14 protein-coding genes are annotated in these 18,838 nt (G+C 70.9%); 2 read left to right on the top strand and 12 right to left on the bottom strand.

The genetic code is table 11. The features are described from left to right. Nucleotides 1–40 precede the first annotated feature (40 nt). Genes ACWFRB_RS14740 through rpsP form a run of 5 tightly spaced genes read right to left on the bottom strand, consistent with a single transcriptional unit; the run spans nt 41 to nt 4,419 of the window. Nucleotides 41–2,401, bottom strand: a complete 2,361-nt coding sequence (locus tag ACWFRB_RS14740; protein ID WP_452641886.1) for a Tex family protein — start codon at nt 2,399–2,401, stop codon at nt 41–43. A gap of 51 nt (nt 2,402–2,452) precedes the next feature. Then, nucleotides 2,453–3,184 carry a tRNA (guanosine(37)-N1)-methyltransferase TrmD gene (gene trmD / locus ACWFRB_RS14735; protein ID WP_452641885.1) on the bottom strand — a complete coding sequence of 244 codons (732 nt, stop codon included), beginning with the start codon at nt 3,182–3,184 and terminating at the stop codon, nt 2,453–2,455. Nucleotides 3,185–3,186: 2 nt separating this feature from the next. Continuing rightward, nucleotides 3,187–3,714, bottom strand: coding sequence for a ribosome maturation factor RimM (rimM, locus tag ACWFRB_RS14730; RefSeq protein ID WP_452641884.1), 528 nt, complete (start codon nt 3,712–3,714; stop codon nt 3,187–3,189). Between the two features lie 4 nt (nt 3,715–3,718). Next, nucleotides 3,719–3,961, bottom strand: a complete 243-nt coding sequence (locus tag ACWFRB_RS14725) for an RNA-binding protein (RefSeq protein ID WP_027499286.1) — start codon at nt 3,959–3,961, stop codon at nt 3,719–3,721. Then, entirely contained in the window at nt 3,958–4,419 is a 462-nt protein-coding gene (rpsP, locus tag ACWFRB_RS14720) for a 30S ribosomal protein S16 (RefSeq protein ID WP_452641883.1), read from the bottom strand. The genes ACWFRB_RS14725 and rpsP overlap by 4 nt, the downstream gene beginning before the upstream one ends. 283 nt (nt 4,420–4,702) lie before the next feature. On the opposite strand from rpsP, the gene ACWFRB_RS14715 reads away from it, so the two are divergent. Both ACWFRB_RS14715 and ACWFRB_RS14710 read left to right on the top strand, forming a co-directional pair. Beyond that, on the top strand, nt 4,703–5,638 hold the full coding sequence (locus ACWFRB_RS14715; protein ID WP_452641882.1) for a DUF5336 domain-containing protein: 936 nt from the start codon (nt 4,703–4,705) through the stop codon (nt 5,636–5,638). Further along, the gene (locus ACWFRB_RS14710) at nt 5,635–6,474 is read left to right on the top strand and encodes an NADase-type glycan-binding domain-containing protein (protein ID WP_452641881.1); all 840 of its coding nucleotides are present in this window, start codon (nt 5,635–5,637) and stop codon (nt 6,472–6,474) included. The genes ACWFRB_RS14715 and ACWFRB_RS14710 overlap by 4 nt, the downstream gene beginning before the upstream one ends. 6 nt (nt 6,475–6,480) lie before the next feature. Here the strand turns inward: ACWFRB_RS14710 and ACWFRB_RS14705 are convergent, their stop codons facing one another. The 7 genes from ACWFRB_RS14705 to smc all read right to left on the bottom strand — a co-directional run bounded on the left by ACWFRB_RS14705 (nt 6,481) and on the right by smc (nt 18,822). Continuing rightward, a complete protein-coding gene (locus ACWFRB_RS14705) occupies nt 6,481–7,590 on the bottom strand; it encodes an amidohydrolase family protein (RefSeq protein ID WP_452641880.1) in 1,110 nt (369 codons plus the stop codon). Nucleotides 7,591–7,592: 2 nt separating this feature from the next. Continuing rightward, entirely contained in the window at nt 7,593–9,182 is a 1,590-nt protein-coding gene (gene ffh, locus ACWFRB_RS14700; protein ID WP_452641879.1) for a signal recognition particle protein, read from the bottom strand. Between the two features lie 41 nt (nt 9,183–9,223). Then, nucleotides 9,224–11,761, bottom strand: a complete 2,538-nt coding sequence (locus tag ACWFRB_RS14695) for a [protein-PII] uridylyltransferase (protein ID WP_452641878.1) — start codon at nt 11,759–11,761, stop codon at nt 9,224–9,226. After that, nucleotides 11,751–12,089, bottom strand: coding sequence for a P-II family nitrogen regulator (locus ACWFRB_RS14690; RefSeq protein WP_005240467.1), 339 nt, complete (start codon nt 12,087–12,089; stop codon nt 11,751–11,753). Before ACWFRB_RS14690 ends, ACWFRB_RS14695 begins: the two co-directional genes overlap by 11 nt. Nucleotides 12,090–12,094: 5 nt before the next feature. After that, nucleotides 12,095–13,402 (bottom strand): ammonium transporter, encoded by a 1,308-nt coding sequence (locus ACWFRB_RS14685; protein WP_452641889.1) that lies wholly within the window; start codon nt 13,400–13,402, stop codon nt 12,095–12,097. Between the two features lie 312 nt (nt 13,403–13,714). Further along, a complete protein-coding gene (ftsY, locus tag ACWFRB_RS14680; protein ID WP_452641877.1) occupies nt 13,715–15,121 on the bottom strand; it encodes a signal recognition particle-docking protein FtsY in 1,407 nt (468 codons plus the stop codon). An 83-nt stretch (nt 15,122–15,204) separates the two neighbouring features. Then, the gene (gene smc, locus ACWFRB_RS14675; RefSeq protein WP_452641876.1) at nt 15,205–18,822 is read right to left on the bottom strand and encodes a chromosome segregation protein SMC; all 3,618 of its coding nucleotides are present in this window, start codon (nt 18,820–18,822) and stop codon (nt 15,205–15,207) included. Between the last annotated feature and the right edge of the window lie 16 nt (nt 18,823–18,838).

Here is an 18,838-nt window from a genome sequence, read left to right as displayed (position 1 = left end):
GTCCCTGGACTCGTCAACCGCGCACGGGCGGCGAAGCCGCCTACTTGCCGAAGCCGGCCTTGCGGAGCGCGTCGGCCATCGAGCCGCCCGCGGGGCTGCTGCCGCCCGATCCGCCGCCCTGACGCTGGCCGCCGCCTCGCTGCCCACCCTGACGCGATCCGCCGTCCCGCTGGCCGCCCTGGCGCTGGCCACCCCCGGCGCGTTGTCCGCCGCCCTGGCCGTCCTGCTTGGCGGCGCCGGGCTCGTCGTCCAGGCGCAGGCTCAGGCCGATGCGCTGGCGCGGGAGGTCGACCTCCATCACCTTCACCTTCACGACGTCGCCGGACTTGACCACCTCGCGCGGGTCCTTGACGAAGTTGTGCGACATCGCGGAGACGTGCACGAGGCCGTCCTGGTGCACGCCGACGTCGACGAAGGCACCGAATGCGGCGACGTTGGTGACGACCCCCTCGAGCGTCATGCCGGGCTTGAGGTCGGCGACCTTCTCCACGCCCGACGCGAACGTCGCGGTCTTGAACTCCGGACGTGGGTCGCGGCCCGGCTTCTCGAGCTCGGCGATGATGTCGGTGACGGTCGGGAGGCCGAACTTGTCGTCGGCGAAGTCCTGCGGCCGCAGCGCCCGCAGCGCCGTGGTGTTGCCGATGATCTCCTTGACGCCGGTTCCGGTGGCCTCCACGATCCGCCGCACGACGGGGTACGCCTCCGGGTGCACCGCGGAAGCGTCCAGCGGGTCGTCGCCATCGGTGATCTTGAGGAAGCCCGCGCACTGCTCGAAGGCCTTGGGGCCCAGCCGCGCCACGTCGAGGATGCCGGCGCGGGCGCGGAAGGGGCCGTTCGCGTCGCGGTGCGCGACGATGGACTCGGCCAGCGAGCCGGTGATGCCCGAGACCCGCGAGAGCAGCGGTACCGACGCGGTGTTGACGTCGACGCCGACCGCGTTCACGGCGTCCTCGACCACCGCGGCCAGCGAACGCGCCAGCAGTGTCTCGGAGATGTCGTGCTGGTACTGGCCGACGCCGATCGACTTCGGGTCGATCTTCACCAGCTCGGCCAGCGGGTCCTGCAGCCTGCGCGCGATCGACACCGCGCCGCGGATGGACACGTCCAGGTCCGGCAGCTCGGCGGAGGCGTACGCGGAGGCGGAGTACACCGAGGCGCCCGCCTCGGAGACCATCACCTTGGTGAGCCCGGCCTCGGGGAACTTCTTGATCAGGTCCGCCGCCAGCGCGTCCGTCTCGCGCGAGGCGGTGCCGTTGCCGATCGCGATCAGGTCGACCCGATGCTTGGCGGCCAGCGCGGCGAGCGTCGCGAGCGACTGGTCCCACTTGTTGGCCGGCTGATGCGGGTAGATGGTGTCGTGCGCGAGCACCTTGCCGGTGGAGTCGACGACGGCGACCTTCGTACCCGTCCGGAAGCCGGGGTCGAGGCCCATCGTGGCGCGGGTGCCCGCGGGCGCGGCGAGCAGCAGGTCCTTGAGGTTCATCGCGAACACGTCGACGGCGTCCCGCTCGGCAGACTGACGCAGCCGCATCCGGGTGTCGATGCCGAGCGTAATGAGCATCTTGGTCTTCCAGGCCCAGCGGACCGTATCGAGCAGCCACCGGTCCGCGGGCCGTCCGCGGTCCGCGACGCCGAACCGGCCGGCGATGCGGCCCTCGTAGACGCTGACCTCGCCGAGCGGGAGCTCCTCGGTCTCGGGGTCGAGGGTCAGCGAGAGCACCTCCTCCTTCTCGCCGCGGAACATGGCGAGGATGCGGTGGCTGGGCAGCTTGCCGAAGGGCTCGGAGAACTCGAAGTAGTCGGCGAACTTGGCGCCCTCGGTCTCCTTGCCCTTGCGGACCGCGGACTTGACCTGGCCGCGGGTCCACATCAGCTCGCGCAGCTCGCCGACCAGGTCGGCGTCCTCGGCGAACTGCTCGACCAGGATGGCGCGGGCGCCCTCGAGCTGCTCGGCGTCGTACTGCGCGGGGTCCGTGGTCGGGTCCGACAGCAGGGCGTCGGCGACGGGCTGGTGCCCGGCCTCGCGCGCGATCTGTGCCTTGGTGCGACGCTTCGGCTTGAACGGCAGGTAGATGTCCTCGAGCCGGGCCTTGGTGTCCGCGAGCATGATCTGCGCCTCGAGCTCGGGATCGAGCTTGTCCTGGGAGCGGATCGACTCGAGCACCGCGACCCGGCGCTCGTCGAGCTCACGCAGGTATCGCAGCCGCTCCTCGAGGGTGCGCAGCTGGGCGTCGTCGAGGGTCCCGGTGACCTCCTTGCGGTACCGGGCGATGAAGGGAACCGTGGCGCCGCCGTCGAGCAGGTCGACCGCCGCGCGGACCTGCTCCTCCCGGACGCCGAGTTCCTCCGCGATGCGCGCGTTGACTGATTTCAGAGCTGGTGCATTCGGAGCTGAGGTCACGGCGATCGACCCTACCGGCAGGCACCGACACCACCCGGCACCTCGGGACCGTCAGGGCTCGAGAACCGCGCGATCCGAGTCGGAGAGCTCGACGTGTTCGAGCAGGTCGGGACGGCGTTCGCCGGTGCGCAACAGCGACTGCTCACGGCGCCAGCGGGCCACCTTGGCGTGGTCACCGGAGAGCAGGATCGGCGGCACTTCGAGCTCGCGCCAGCTCACCGGGCGGGTGTAGCTCGGACCCTCCAGCAGGCCGTCGGAGAACGAATCCTCTTGGTGCGACTGCTGATTGCCCAGCACGCCGGGGAGCAGCCGGACGACCGCCTCGGCCATCACCAGCACCGCGGCCTCGCCCCCGATGAGGACATAGTCGCCGATGCTGACCTCCTCGACCCGCACCCGCCTGGCCGCGTCGTCGAACACCCGCTGGTCGATGCCCTCGTACCTGCCGCAGGCGAACACGAGGCGTTTCTCCCCCGCCCAGCGGTGCGCGGTGTCCTGCGTGAAGGGCACGCCCGCCGGGGTGGGGACCACCAGCAGCGTGTCGGGGTCCGGCTCGGCGCCGAGCACCTCGTCCAGGGCCTCGCCCCACACGGTCGGCTTCATCACCATGCCCGGGCCGCCGCCGTACGGCGAGTCGTCGACCGCCTTGTGGACGTCATGCGTCCAGTCGCGCAGGTCGTGCACGCCGACGGAGATCAGGCCCTTGTCGATGGCCTTGCCCAGCAACGCCGTTCGCAACGGCTCGAGGTACTCGGGGAAGATCGTGATGACGTCGAGGCGCACAGCTACTCCGGATTCAGAAGTCCCTCAGGCGGATCGATCTCGATGACTCCGTCGGCGACGGACACGGAGGTGACGATGGCGGCGACGAACGGGATCAGGATCTCGCCGGTCTTCTGTCCCTCAGGACGCACGGAGAGCAACTCTCCCGCGGCCGAGTGCAGCACCTCGATGACGGAGCCGACCGGGGTACCGTCGACGAGCCGGACGGCGAGGCCCTCGAGCTCATGGTCGTAGAACTCGTCGGGATCATCCGACGGCGCCAGGTCCGCGGTGTCGACGATGAACAGCGTGCCGCGAATCGCGTCCGCGGACGTGCGGTCGTCGATTCCCTTGAGACGCAGCAGAAGCCGCCCGGAGTGTTCCCGGGCGGCTTCCACCGTGTAGCTGGTGAGTTTCTGCTCGCGGGGCTTGCGGCCGTGCAGCACGGTGCCGACCGCAAAACGTCCATCGGGATCATCGGTCCGTATGTCTACGGCCAATTCACCCCTGATGCCGTGCGACTTGGCCACACGCCCGATGACGAGCTCCACTGATTTACTGATCGGTGTCGACCACGTCGACGCGGATGCCGCGGCCACCGATACCGGTGACCAGGGTCCGCAACGCGGTGGCGGTGCGTCCGCCACGACCGATGACCTTGCCCAGGTCCTCGGGGTTCACGTGCACCTCGACCGTCCGCCCACGACGTCCGGTCGAGAGCTCGACCCGGACGTCGTCGGGGTTGGCGACGATGCCGCGAACGAGCTGTTCGACGGCATCGGCGACAACGGCACTCACTTGTCAGCAGCCTCGGAATCCGCGGCAGCCTCGGCGGGGGCCTCGGTGGCCTCCTCCGCGTCGGCCTTCTTGGCGGCCTTCTTCTTCGGGGTGATGGCCTCGGCCACCGGCTCGCTGTCGGCCTGCGCCAGCGCGGCCTGGAAGAGCTCCAGCTTGGACGGCTTGGCTTCCTTGACCTTCAGGGTGCCCTCGGTGCCCGGCAGGCCCTTGAACTTCTGCCAGTCGCCGGTGATCTTGAGCAGGTTCTCGACCGGCTCGGTCGGCTGCGCGCCGACACCCAGCCAGTACTGCGCACGCTCCGAGTCGATCTCGATCAGGGAGGGCTCTTCCTTGGGGTGGTACTTGCCGATGGTCTCGATCGCACGGCCGTTGCGGCGGGTGCGAGAGTCGGCGATGACGATGCGGTAATGCGGGGTACGGATCTTGCCGAGCCGCATGAGCTTGATCTTGACAGCCATGGTGGAGCCTTTCAGATGGTCACGGCGCAATTCAGCGATGCGCAAGGCCTGCGCACCCGGTTTCGCGTTGAGGGGTTGTCGTGACCGCCGCGCGGTACGTAACCGGAGACGGGCGAACAGCGGTCCATTCTGCCAGACGATGAGGTCGCGCCGTTAATCGCCCGCGGCCGCCGGTGTTTCGCCCTTCCGCGGGCGCCCCCTCGGCCTAGACTTCGTTGGCACGCCATCACTGCAGGTCGGTGGCGAATTCCACCGAAGTCGCCGCTCGTTCACAAGGGGGATCATGTCCAACGCGCCGTTCGCAGCGCCCATCGCGGGGCCACCGGTTCCGGCCGTCGGCCGACCGAACGCACTCGGCATCGCAGTGCTCACGCTCGGCCTGCTCAACCTGTTGCTCGGCTTCGGCCCCTACTTCGTCGTCCGAACCTCCGGCGATGTGATCAACATCAGCGGCTTTCTCCTCCCACAGGCCCTGCTCGTCGTCGTCTTCCTGCTGTTCTCCGGCATCAGTGCGGGCCTGTCCACGGTTTCCCGGCTGTCCCAGTTCCCTGGCGCGGCGCCGGTCCTGCGGGCCATCGCGACCGCCGCGGCTGCTGTCGGCGCCCTGCTGGCTCTGTTCCTGCTGATCGCGATCAGCAACGTCCCCAGCTTCACCGGCAACTTCTTCGACGACTCCGAGGACGAGAGCCTGGGCGTCTCGCTCGGCTGGGGCGGGATCGCGATCCTGGTCCTGGCGATCCTGCAGACCGTGGCGGCGTTCCTCGCCCTTGCCTACGACCTCGGCCTTGTCCAGCCCCGCGCCGCCCGCGCGCTCGATCAGGGCGCCGTTCGCCCGCCCGCAGAGACCGAGCCCATCGACGCGGCGGTCCCCGGGACCCCGCCGCCCGCAGTCGGGCCGCCCGCCCCGACCAAGCCGTACACGCAGGCACTCGCGCTCGATCCGTACACCCCGCTGCAGACGCTCGGCCACATCGCCCAGTCCGATGCCGCGTTGCGGCCGTATGTCGCGGCGAACCCCAGCACCTACCCCGACCTGCTGGACTGGCTGGCTGAGCTGGGCGACCCCGAGGTGGACGCCGCGCTGAAGGCACGCCCGGACCGCCCCGAAGCCAAGTCCGCTGACATGACGGCGGACATGACGGCGGACGAGGCCTCCGACAAGGACAGGGCCGACAAGCAGACCGGCAACAAGGCCGCCGAGAAGGTGGAGGCCCCGTGACCCCCGACGACGGACCCCGCCCTGCCGCCGAGGCGACTCCCCCGCCGCCACCGCCTCCACCACCCGCCCAGCCCTTCTTCGACGCACCGGCTGGGTTCGACGCACCGACTGCGCCCGCGCCCGGGCGTGGGCCGCTGTCCTGGAAGGGCTGGCTCGGCATCATCGCGGCCGTCACCGCCGCGGTCGTGCTGCTCGCGGGGGGCGGTTTCCTGCTCAACTGGACGCTGGCCCGCGACACCGACGGCGAGGCGACGGCCGCGACAAGCGAGGCCTACGACAGCGACGCCTTCGAAAGTGGTGCCGGTGACGGCGGTAACCTCACCCCGATCACCCCCACCGGCGCCGTCCCCACCTGCGCCGCCTACCCGCCCGCGGTCGACTCCACGGGCCGCAAGAACTCCTACGAGGCCCCGAATGCCACCGACGGCGACGTCACCACGGCATGGCGCTGCGGGGGCACGAAGGGCCAGGTGCTCTCGGTGAGCTTCGCCTGCAAGCTCGACCTCACCTCGGTCGGGATCGATCCCGGCTACGACAAGAAGGACGTGGACGGCTCGGACCGGTTCGCCCAGAACCGCAAGGTCACGAAGGTGACCTGGGCCTTCGACGACGGCACCTCGGTCGTCCAGGAGGTCCGGCCGGAGCGCGGCATCCAGGCGCTCGACGTCGACAAGGCGGCCAAGACGGTCACCATGACGATCAACGAGACGGTGGACGGTCAGCCGGTGAAGAACGCGGCCGGCCAGGAATCCGCGCCGTTCAACGACGTCACCTCGGTCAGCGAGGTCCGGTTCACCGGTCGCGCCGATGCCGGGGCCGATCCCTGCGTCAAATAGACCGCATCACACGACCCGGCCGCGCACCTCGACCACCCGGCCGCGCAGCATGACCAGGTCCGGGGCGGCGAGCACCTCGGGCCCGGTGCGCGGGTCCTGCTCGTAGACGAGCAGGTCGGCGGCCGCGCCGGGCTCGAGCCCGGGCCGACCCAGCCATGCCCTGGCGTCCCAGCAGGCCGCGCCGAGGGCGCGGGTCGGCCCCAGTCCGGCCTGCGCGAGGGCGGCGACCTCGTCCGCGACCCGCCCGTGCACGATCGAGCCGCCCGCGTCGGTGCCCGCGTAGATCGGGATGCCTGCGTCGTGCGCGTCGCCGACGGTGCGACGGACCCGCGAGTGCAGCTCCCGCATGTGGCGTGCGTAGGCCGGGTACCGGGTGGCCGAGTCCGCGATGCCGGGGAAGGTGTCGATGTTGATCAGCGTCGGCACCAGGGCGGTGCCACGTTCGACCATCAGCTCGATCGTCTCCGAGGTGAGACCGGTGCCGTGCTCGATGCAGTCGATGCCGGCGTTGATCAGGCCCGGCAGCGCGTCCTCGGAGAAGACGTGCGCGGTCACCCTTGCGCCTACCCGGTGCGCGGCCTCGATGGACTCCTTGAGGATCTCGTCGCTCCACAACGGGCGCAGGTCCCCCACCGAGCGGTCGATCCAGTCCCCGACGATCTTCACCCAGCCGTCGCCGAGCAGCGCCTGCTGGGTGACCGCCTCCGGCAGCTGCGACTCGTCCTCGAGATCGACCGCAAGGCCGGGGATGTACCGCTTCGGCATCGCGATGTGCCGACCGGCCCGGATGATCCGCGGCAGGTCCTCGCGCGCGTCGAGATCCCTGGTGTCCACGGGCGATCCCGCGTCGCGCAGCAGCAGCGCCCCGACCGCGCGTTCGGCCTCGGCCTGCGCGATCATTCCCGGCCCGTCCTCGTGACCCCCGCCGTACTTGATACCGACGTGGCAGTGCGCGTCGACCAGCCCGGGCAGGATCCAGCCCGATTCGCACAGGGACTCAGCGCCGGGCAACGGCTGATCGGAGATCACCCCGCCGCCGACCCACAGTTCCAGCGGCTGCCCGTCGGGCAGCCCGACACCGCGCAGCCGGAAGGACTCTGTGCGGGCAGGCGCCACGGCTACTTCTTGGGCAGCTTCAGCTGGGACAGGTCGATGCCCTCGAGGCCGGGCGGCAGCTCGTCGAGGCCCTTCGGCATCTTCGACAGGTCCATGCCTGCGGGCAGTCCGGGGAACCCGGCGGGCATCCCACCCGGCATCCCGCCTGGCATGCCGGGGAAGCCGCCGCGGATCTTCGGCTGCGTCGGCCCCTTGCCGCCCTTCTTACCCTTCTTGCCCTTCTTGCTGCGCTGGCTCGAGCGGGCCCCTGGCATCCCCATCCGGCCCGCCATCGCGGCCATCATCTTGCGGGCCTCGAAGAACCGGTCCACCAACTGGTTGACGTCGGAGACCTTGACGCCGGAGCCGTTGGCGATACGCAGCCGACGGGAGGCGTTGATGATCTTCGGGTCCTCGCGTTCCGCGGGCGTCATGCCGCGGATGATCGCCTGGACCCGGTCGAGCTGCTTCTCGTCGACGTTGGCGAGCGCGTCCTTCATCTGCCCGGCGCCGGGCAGCATGCCGAGCAGGTTGCCGATCGGGCCCATCTTGCGCACGGCCATCATCTGCTCGAGGAAGTCCTCGAGGGTGAGCTGGCCGGACCCGATCTTCTGTGCGGTGGCCTCGGCTTCCTTCGCATCGAAGACCTGCTCGGCCTGCTCGATCAGGCTGAGCACGTCGCCCATGCCGAGGATCCGGCTGGCCATCCGGTCCGGGTGGAAGACGTCGAAGTCCTCGAGCTTCTCGCCCGTGGAGGCGAACATGATCGGCTCGCCGGTGATCTCGCGGACGCTCAGCGCGGCACCGCCGCGGGCGTCGCCGTCGAGCTTGGTGAGCACCACGCCGGTGAAGCCGACGCCCGCACGGAACGCCTCCGCCGTCTGGACGGCGTCCTGACCGGTCATCGCGTCGAGGACGAACAGGATCTCGTCCGGGTTGACGGCGTCGCGGATGCCCGCCGCCTGACCCATCAGTTCCTCGTCGATGCCGAGGCGGCCTGCGGTGTCGACGATCACCACGTCGTGCTGCTTGGCCCTGGCCTCCGCGATGCCCTGCCGGGCGATGTCGACCGGGTCCGCCGCGGACTGACCCAGCTCGTTCTCGCCGCCGCCGATCGAGGTACCCGGGTGCGGCGCGTACACCGCGGCGCCCGCGCGCTCGCCGACGATCTTGAGCTGGCTGACCGCGCCGGGACGCTGCAGATCGCAGGCCACCAGGAGCGGCGTGTGTCCCTGCCCGGCCAGCCACTTCGCGAGCTTGCCCGCGAGGGTGGTCTTACCGGAGCCCTGCAGGCCGGCCAGCATGATGACGGTCGGCGGGTTCTTCGCGAACCGGAGCCGCCGGGTCTCGCCGCCGAGGATCCCGACGAGCTCCTCGTTGACGATCTTGACGACCTGCTGCGCGGGGTTCAGCGCGCCGGAGACCTCGGCGCCCTTGGCGCGCACCTTGATCTTCTCGATGAAGGCACGCACCACGGGCAGCGCGACGTCGGCCTCGAGCAGGGCGAGCCGGATCTCCCTGCAGGTGGCGTCGATGTCGGCGCCGGAGAGGCGCCCCTTGCCCCGGAGGTCCTTGAGGGCACCGGTCAACCTGTCGGAAAGGGATTCGAACACCGATCGGGCTCCTGGCTGTCGCGTGGGCGTTTCGGTCAAGCCTAGCCGCTCTGCCCGGCGCCCCCCTCCGTGGCGCCACCCTCGGCGCCCTCGCTCGTGCGCGGCCGGGGCGCCGGGACCACCTCGAGCATCGCGGCCTCGAACTCTTCCCTGGTCACCCTCGAGTCGGTGTCGCCGAGATGCAGGCAGAACGCGTCGACCACCGACGCGCCGAGCGTGGAGACCCGCGCCCAGCGGATGTCGGCACCGTGCCGCTCGAGCACGCTCGCCAGCCGGCACAGCAGGCCGAGCCGGTCCTCGGCCCTCAGTTCGAGGATCACCTGGCCGTCCACCGGGGTGTCGAACCAGATGATCCGCGGCGGAGCCTTCGCGTACTGGACCGGCACCCCCTCGGCGCCCCGCTCGAGCGCCTGTTCGGCCAGCGCCTGCTGCTCCTTCGCCTCGAGCATCGCGACCAGGTCCAGTTCTCCGGAGATGGCCCGGATCAATTCCTGGCGCAGCAGCCCCGCCTGCGGCGGCGCACCGAACCGGGGCGCGACGGTGAACGAGTTCACCGCGGCCCCCTCGTGGCTGCCGAGGGAGGCCGAGAGCACGCGCAGCGAATGCAGCGCCAGCACGCCCGCAGCATCCGAGAGCAGGCCGAGGGTGTCCGGAGCGACCACGGTGACGGTGTAGGTGTGCGCGCCCTCCGCGGGCTGGAGCAGCACGTGCACGCCCCCGTCCGCCGCCAGCGCCGCATGCTCCGGGTCGATCGGATCCGGCATCGGCAGCTGCTCGCCCGCCATCACCATCCGGCAGCGCCGCACCAGCTCCCGGATCAGCGAGGACTTCCAATCCCCCCACACACCAGGACCGGTGGCCAGGGAATCGGCCTCGGCGAGCGCGTAGAGGAGCTCGAGCAGCACCGTGTCGCCGCCCAGCGCCTCCGCGACCATCCGGACCGTCGCCGGGTCGTCCAGGTCGCGGCGGGTGGCGGTTTCCGGCAGCAGCAGGTGGTAGCGCACCATCGCGCTGAGCACCGCCACGTCCGACGGCCACAACCCGAGCCGATTGCCGATCTGATTGGCGAGCTCGGCACCCACCAGGCTGTGATCGCCGCCGCGGCCCTTCCCGATGTCGTGCAGGAGGGCTCCGAGCACCAGCAGGTCGGGCCGCGAGACGCGGGTGGTGAACCCGCTGGCATAGGCGGCGGTCTCGACGAGATGCCGGTCCACCGTCCACGTGTGGACCGCGTCGCGCGGCGGCAGGTCGCGGATCGTGCCCCATTCCGGCAGCAGCCGTCCCCACAGGCCCGTTCGGTCGAGCGCCTCGATCACCGCGATCGTGTTCCGGCCGGATCCGAGCAGCACGAGCAGGTCGTCGAGGGCCTCCTTCGGCCACGGCTCCCGCAGCTCGGGTGCGCTGTCCGAGAGCCGGTTCAACGTCGACGCGGAGATCGGCATGCCGGTCTGCGCGGCCGCGGCCGCCACCCGCATGATCAGCCCCGGGTCCTTGTTCGGCTTGGCGTCGCGCGCCAGCACCACCTCACTCGCGTGCTCGACCACACCCTCGTCCAGAGGTCGCCGCACCGGAACCCTGCGCAGCCGCGACAGGCCCCGACGCGGCAAGGCGTTGCCCGCCGTCCGCAGCCCGACGTCGACGGAGTAGCTGATGGTGCGGGCCGAGTCGCTGAGCATCCGGGCCAGGTCGAAGCGGTCCCCTATCCGCAGTGCTGCGCCGATCTCGTCGGCGTCCTGGGCCCGGAGCTGGTCGCGGGCGCGCCCGGCCACCCGATGCAGTTCGGTCCGCACGTCCAGCAGCCGCTCGTGCGCGAAAGCCAGTCCGCCGCCGGGCGTCTGTGGGCCCAGTCCCGGCACCGCATCGGTCAGCTGCGCGATCGCCAGCGCGCTCAGCAGCTGGATGTCGCGCAGCCCGCCACGGCCGTTCTTGATGTCCGGTTCGGCCCGGTGCGCGATCTCGCCGCTGCGTGCCCAGCGCGCGCGGGCCTGCTCGACGAGTTCGTCGAAACGCGAACGGATCCCGGTGCGCCACTGCCGCCGCACCCCGCCGATCAGCAGGTTGCTCAGCTCCACATCGCCCGCGATGTGCCGGGCCTCGAGGAGCCCGAGGGCGGCGGTGAGGTCCGACGACGCCACCTGCAGCGCCTGTGGCACGGTCCGCACGCTGTGGTCGAGCTTGATGTGCGCGTCCCACAACGGATACCAGAGCCGGTCGGCCACCTCGGAGACGACGGCGGGGTCGAGGTCGTCGTGCAGCAGCACCAGGTCCAGGTCGGAGTACGGCAGCAGCTCGCGCCTGCCCAGCCCGCCGACGGCGACGATGGCGAATCCGCTGTCCGGCTTGATGCCGAGCTCTGCCCCCTTGGTGGTCAGCCAGAATTCGTGCAGGTCCACCAGCGCCTGCCGAAGCGCGACCGTGTCGAGGCGGCGGCTCCGGGAACCACCGTCCAGCAACTGCTTCCGGGCACGGACCAGATCGTCGGCGGCAACCATGCCCCCGGACGCGGGTGGCCCCGACCCCGCCGACGTCGCGGCGGGATCGGGGCCACCAGATCCGGACCCTGTTGGGTCAGAGCGCATCCGCGCCCCGTTCACCCGTACGTACGCGGATGACGGATTCGACAGGCGAGACCCACACCTTGCCGTCTCCGATCTTTCCGGTACGAGCGGCCTCGACGATGACCTCGACGACCTTGTCCACGGCGGCGTCGTCGACGACGACCTCGACGCGAACCTTGGGCACGAAGTCGACCGAGTACTCGGCACCGCGGTAAACCTCGGTGTGGCCCTTCTGACGGCCGTAGCCCTGGACCTCACTGACGGTCATACCGAGCACCCCGGCCTGCTCCAGGCCGGTCTTGACATCCTCGAGAGTGAACGGTTTGACGATTGCGGTGATCAGCTTCATATTTCTCATGCCTCCCTGACGGTCGAGCGCCCCGGTACCGAGCTTCCGCCGAGCGCGGCGAAATCGTATGCGTTCTCAGCGTGTTCTGCTTCGTCCACGCCGAGCGACTCGGCCTCATCGCTGGCCCGGAGGCCGATCGTGTACTTGACGATGAGCGCGACGATCGTCGTGGCGACGAGCGAGTACAGCAGAACCGCACCCGCACCGACCGCCTGACGCCACAGCTGGTCGAAGCCCCCACCATAGAACAGACCCTTGACGCCCGCGGGCGCCTCCGCCGTCGCGACGAATCCGACCAGCAGGGTGCCGACCAGACCACCGACGAGGTGGACACCGACGACGTCGAGCGAATCGTCGAAGCCGAAGCGGTACTTCAGGCCGACCGCGAGGGCGCAGAGAACACCGGCGGCGACGCCGATGGCCAGGGCACCGAGCACGTTCACAGAGGAGCAGGCGGGGGTGATCGCGACCAGACCGGCGACGATGCCGGAGGCGGCACCGAGGGTGGTGGCGTGCCCGTCACGGATCCGCTCGACCAGGAGCCAGGACAGCATCGCCGCGCAGGTGGCGATGACGGTGGTGAGGAAGGTGGCACCGGCGATCCCGTTGGAGCCCACCGCGGATCCCGCGTTGAAGCCGAACCATCCGAACCACAGCAGCGCGGCGCCGAGCATCACGAACGGCAGGTTGTGCGGACGGAACGGAGTTCCCGGCCATCCGCGACGCTTGCCGACGACGATGGCGAGGACCAGGCCGGCGACGCCTGCGTTGATGTGAACCGCGGTACCACCGGCGAAGTCGATTGCCTTGAGCTGGTTGGCGATCCAGCCGCCCTTCTCCGCGGTCACGCCGTCGAAGGCGAAGACCCAGTGCGCCACCGGGAAGTACACGATGGTCGCCCACAGGCCTGCGAACAGGAGCCAGGGGCCGAACCGGAGACGGTCGGCGACCGCGCCCGAGATCAGGGCGACGGTGATGATCGCGAACATCGCCTGGAAGGCGACGAACACGGTTGCCGGGATGGTGCCGACCAGCGGGATGGCCATGCCTGCGCCGGTGTCGGCGTCGGCCAGGTAGGCGCCGCCGAAGATGCCCTTCAGGCCGAAGTACTGGAAGGGGTCACCGAAGAGTCCACCCTTGTCCTCGCCGAAAGCCACCGAGTAGCCGTACAGGACCCAGAGGATGCCCACGACGCCCATCGCGCCGATGCTCATCATGATCATGTTCAGCACGCTCTTGGCCCGGACCATGCCGCCGTAGAAGAATGCGAGCCCCGGCGTCATCAGCAACACCAGCGCGGCGCTCATCAGCATCCACGCGGTGTCTCCGGTGTCCGGCGCCCCGATTGTGGGAAATTCCACGTTGAGCCTCCTCCTTCTGTCGTCCCGCTCCTTGCGGCTTTCGACTTGGTGTGAAGACTGCTGATCCGGTGTTTCAGCTGTGGCGCTGCCGTGTTTCGCTCGAGTGAACGCATCGGGGGAATGTGTTGCTTCTGCGTTTCACGAACCTGTCGCCCAAGTGAATCTCCCTGTGCGGAGTCCGGGCCGGGCGAGCCCCGGCCGCTTCGTTACTCATTCGTTAGGCGTCGGCCGATGGCCAAGGAGGCGTAGAGAGGACGCCCCCGATCAGCCGAGCAGCGCGTCCACGAAGGCGCCCGGCTCGAACGGCGCGAGGTCGTCCGCGCCCTCCCCGAGCCCGACGAGCTTCACCGGAACCCCCAGCTCGTGCTGCACCTGGAAGACGATGCCGCCCTTGGCCGTGCCGTCGAGCTTGGTCAGCACCACGCCGGTGATGTCCACGACCTCCGCGAACACCCGGGCCTGCATCAAGCCGTTCTGTCCGACGGTGGCGTCGAGCACCAGCAGCACCTCGTCGACGACGGCGCGCTTCTCCACCACACGCTTGACCTTGCCGAGCTCGTCCATCAGCCCGGTCTTGGTGTGCAGCCGGCCGGCGGTGTCGACGATCACCACGTCCACGCCGGTCTCGATGCCCTTGGTCACCGAGTCGAAGGCGATCGCGGCGGGGTCGCCGCCCTCGGGACCACGCACCACCTCGGCGCCCACCCTCTCGGCCCAGGTCTGCAGCTGATCGGCGGCAGCCGCGCGGAAGGTGTCGGCGGCGCCCAAAAGCACCCGGCGACCGTCCGCGACCAGGACCCGCGCGAGCTTGCCGGTGCTGGTGGTCTTGCCGGTGCCGTTGACGCCGACGACCAGCAGCACCCCGGGGGTCGAATCGTGCGGCAGCGCCTTGATCGAGCGGTCGAACTCGGGGTGCAGGGCCTCGATCAGGACGGTGCGCAGCAGGGCTCGAGCGTCGGCCTCGGACTTGACGGCGCCCGCCGCCAGCTCGGAGCGCAGTCGGGTCATGATCTGCTCGGTGGTGGCGCTGCCGAGGTCCGCGATCAGCAGGGTGTCCTCGATCTCCTCCCAGGAGTCCTCGTCCAGGTCGCCGCCGCCGAGCAGGCCAAGCAGGCTCTTGCCGACCGCGGACTGCGAGCGCGAGAGCCGCCCGCGCAGCTTGTCGAGCCGTCCCGCGGTCGGCGCGATCTCCTCCACAGGGGCGGGAACCGCCGGGGCAGGCGCGGGCGCAGGCGCCTCCTCGACGGGGGCAGGCTCGACCGGGGCGGGCGCGGTGGGGGCAGGGGCGGGAGCGACCGCAGGCGCCTCTTCGACGGGGGCCTGCTCGGCGGGGGCGGGCGCAGGCTCGACCGGCGCGGGCGGGGCCGGCTCGACGGGCGCGGGCGGCACCTCCGTGACCTGTTCCTCGACCGGCAACGTGACCGGCGGTGCCGGCGGCGGGGTCGGCCGCGACACGGGCGGCGCGGTGGCCGTCGCCCCCTGGCTGAAGCTGATCCCGCTCTCGGGCTTGTACCCGCCCGACCGGTCCTTCGTTTCCTCCAGCTGACCGGGTGCGGGCTGGGTGGGCTGCAGGCTGACCCGCCGCCTCCTGTACAGCGCCCAGCCCACGACGAGCGCGACGAGAAGGACGGCCACGACGGCCGCGATTGCGATCCAAGCTCCGGTAGTCACGCCCCCCATCCTTTCAGGCACCGATCCGGCACAGGCAGGCGACGGGAGATCACCCGGTCAGCGCGCGACCGACGCCTCGCGCATCACTCCGCGACCGGCTGGGGAACGGCCAGGTTCTGCCCCCGCATGCGCTGCGAGATGACCTGCGTGATGCCGTCGCCGCGCATGCTGACGCCGTACAGCGCGTCGGCCACCTCCATGGTCGGCTTCTGGTGCGTGATCACGATCAGCTGCGACTTCTCGCGCAGCTGCTCGAACAGGCCGATCAGGCGCCGGAGGTTGGTGTCGTCGAGGGCGGCCTCCACCTCGTCCATCACATAGAACGGGGAGGGGCGGGCGCGGAAGATCGCCACCAGCATCGCCACCGCGGTCAGCGACTTCTCGCCACCGGAGAGCAGTGAGAGGCGCTTGACCTTCTTGCCGGGCGGGCGGGCCTCCACCTCGATGCCGGTGGTGAGCATGTCGGACGGATCGGTCAGCAGCAGCCTGCCCTCGCCGCCGGGGAACAGTTTCGCGAACACCCCGACGAACTCGCGCTCGACGTCCAGCCACGCCTCGGTGAACACCTGCAGGATCCGGGCGTCGACGTCGGCGACCACCCCGAGCAGGTCCTTGCGCGCGGTCTTGACGTCCTCGAGCTGGGTGGCCAGGAAGTTGTAGCGCTCTTCGAGCGCCGCGAACTCCTCCAGCGCAAGGGGATTGACCTTGCCGAGGGTCGCGAGGTCCCGCTCGGCCCGCTTGGCGCGCCGCTCCTGGGTGGCCCGGTCGTATGGCATCGGCGCGGGCGCCACCACCTGTTCGCCCCGCTCGCGGGCCTGCTCGTACTCGGCCATCTCCAGTGCCGACGGCGGCAGCGGAACATCGGGTCCGTACTCCGCGACGAGGTCGTCCAGGCCGATGCCGTGCTGCTCCGAGATGGTCTGCTCGAGCTGCTCGATCCGCAGCGCGGCCTGCGCCCGGGCGACCTCGTCGCGGTGCACGGCGTCGGTCAGCGCGGTCAGCTGGCCGGTGTACAGCCGCACCCGCTCCTTGACCGTCTCCAGTTGCTGCGTGCGCTCGGTCCGCTGCCGGGTCAGCTCGTCGCGGTGCGCCACGGCGGCCGCGACCACCTCCTCCAGGTGAGCCGCCACCCGCCTGCCGGATTCCGCGACGGCGGCGGCGACCGCGGCCGCGTTCTGCCGCGCGGCCATCGCACGCTCGGCGCGGGCCCTGGCCTCGCGCTCCACCTGCGCCGCGCGCCGAAGCGAATCCGCCTTGCCGCGAACCGATTCCGCTCGTTCCTCGGCGGTCCGCAAGGTCAGGCGTGCTTCCATCTCCACGGACCGCACCTCGGCCAGCGCCGCGGCCGCGGCCTCCCGCTCGCCGCTGCTGGGGTCCCCTGCCGCCGGATCGCTGTCCATCGACTGTTCCTGCTGGGCCAGCGCGAGGCGCTCCTCCAGCTCCCGCAGCGACGCGACCGCCTCCTCACGGCCCGCCTCCGCCGCGGTGCGCTGGCCCGCCAGCCGATCGGACTCGGCGTGCGCGGCGCGGGCCACCTGGCCGAGCCTGCCGAGCTGCTCGTAGATCGCGGACAGGGCGGCGTCGGACTCGTTGAGCGCGGCGAGGGTCTGCTCCGCGGACTCGGCGCGGTGCTCGCGTTCGGTCGTGGCCCCCGACAGCGCGGCGGAGAGCTCGTCGGCGCGCCGCTCGGCGTCCGCGAGGCCGGCCGTGGACGCGTCGATGGCCGACTGCACCTCGAGGGTGGAGGGTCGCCGATCGGAGCCGCCGGTCATCCAGCCGGACCCGAGGAGGTCGCCGTCCCTGGTGACCGCGCGCAGGCCGGGTCGGCCTGCGACGAGGTCCGCGGCCTCCTCGAGGGAGTCCACGACGGCCACCTCGCCGAGCAGCGCGCTCAGCGCCCCGCGCAGGTTGTCGGGATGTTCGACCAGGTCGAGGGCGCGCTGCGCGGATCCGGGCAGCGCGGCGTGATCACGCGGCGACGCCGAGGCGCCATCCCCGACCACCAGCGCGGCCCGGCCACCGTCGGCCTCCTTGAGCGCGGCGACGGCCGACCGCGCGTCCGCCACCGTCTGTGCCGCGATGGCGTCGGCGGCGGGCCCGAGCGCGGCGGCGATCGCGACCTCGTAACCCTGCCGGATGCGGAGCATCCCGGCGAGCGGGCCGATCAATCCGTCCCCGGAGCGATGTTCGATCAGCCAGGCGGCGCCGTCCTTCTGCTGCAGTCCGATCGAGAGGGCCTCGATCCTGGCCCGCAGCGACGCGACCTCCTGGCCCGCGGCACGCTCCGCGTCCTGCAGTTCGGTGACCCGGGCGGTGGCCGCCTCGAGCGCGGCGACGGCGCGTTCGTTCTGGGTGTCGAGCCCGAGTTCGCCCTCGTCGAGATCACCGATCTGCGCCTGCACGCCTTCGAATTCCGCCTGCGCGGCATCGCCGCGGGCGCGCGCATCCTCGATGGCCAGCGTCAGCCGCGCCATCTCGGCGTCGACGGAGTCCGCGCGGGTGCGGAAGGTGTCCACCTGGCCGGAGAGCCGGGCCAGGCCCTCGCGGCGGTCGGCGATGGCCCTGACCGCGGCCATGTGCGCCCGCTCGGCGGCGGCGGAGGCCTCCTCGTACTCGGTCAGCGTGTCCTTCGCGGCGTCGAGGGTGGCCCTGGCCATCTCGACCGCGGCCACCAGCTCCGCCTCCTCCGCCGCGACGCGCTCGGCCTGCGCCTCGAGCTGGTCGGGGTCCTGCCCGCGACTCGAGGTGGGCGCGCTGTCGAGGTGGCGGGCACGTTCGCTGGCGATCCTGATCGTGGCGTTGACCCGCTCGGCCAGCGCGGAGAGCCGGAACCACGTCTGACCCGCGGCCTCCGCGCTCGGGGTCAGCCTGGCCAACGCCTGCTCGTGGGCACCGAGCTCCGCGGACGCCGCCTCGAGCTCGGCCTGCACGTGCTCCTGCTGGGCGCGGGCCATCGCCTCGTCCTTGGACTGCGACGCCAGCTCGGCCCGCCGGGTGACCAGGTCGTCGGCCACCAACCGCAGCCGGGCGTCGCGCAGGTCGGCCTGCACGGTCTGCGCGCGGCGCGCGACCTCGGCCTGCCTGCTCAGCGGCTTGAGCTGACGACGCAGTTCGGTCGTGAGGTCGGTCAGCCGGGCCAGGTTGGCCTGCATGGCGTCCAGCTTGCGAACGGCCTTTTCCTTGCGCTTGCGGTGCTTGAGGACGCCCGCGGCCTCCTCGATGAACGCGCGGCGGTCCTCCGGACGGGACTCCAGGATGGCGGCCAGGCGGCCCTGACCCACGATGACGTGCATCTCCCGGCCGATGCCGGAGTCGCTGAGCAGCTCCTGGACGTCCATCAACCGGCACGAGCTGCCGTTGATCTCGTATTCGCCCGCGCCGTCGCGGAACATCCTCCTGGTGATCGAGACCTCGGAGTACTCGATCGGCAGCGCGCCGTCGGAGTTGTCGATGGTGAGCGTCACCTCGGCTCGGCCCAGCGGGGGCCGGCCGGAGGTACCGGCGAAGATGACGTCTTCCATCTTGCCGCCGCGCAGCGCCTTCGCGCCCTGCTCGCCCATCACCCAGGTGAGGGCGTCGAGGATGTTCGACTTGCCGGACCCGTTCGGTCCCACCACGCAGGTGATACCCGGTTCGAACCGCAGAGTCGTGGCGGACGCGAAGGATTTGAAGCCCTTCAGCGTCAGACTCTTGAGATGCATGGCGAATGACGTTACT

Source organism: Rhodococcus sp. NPDC055112 (genome assembly GCF_053607505.1).
This window is presented reverse-complemented; position numbering and strand designations above follow the sequence as displayed.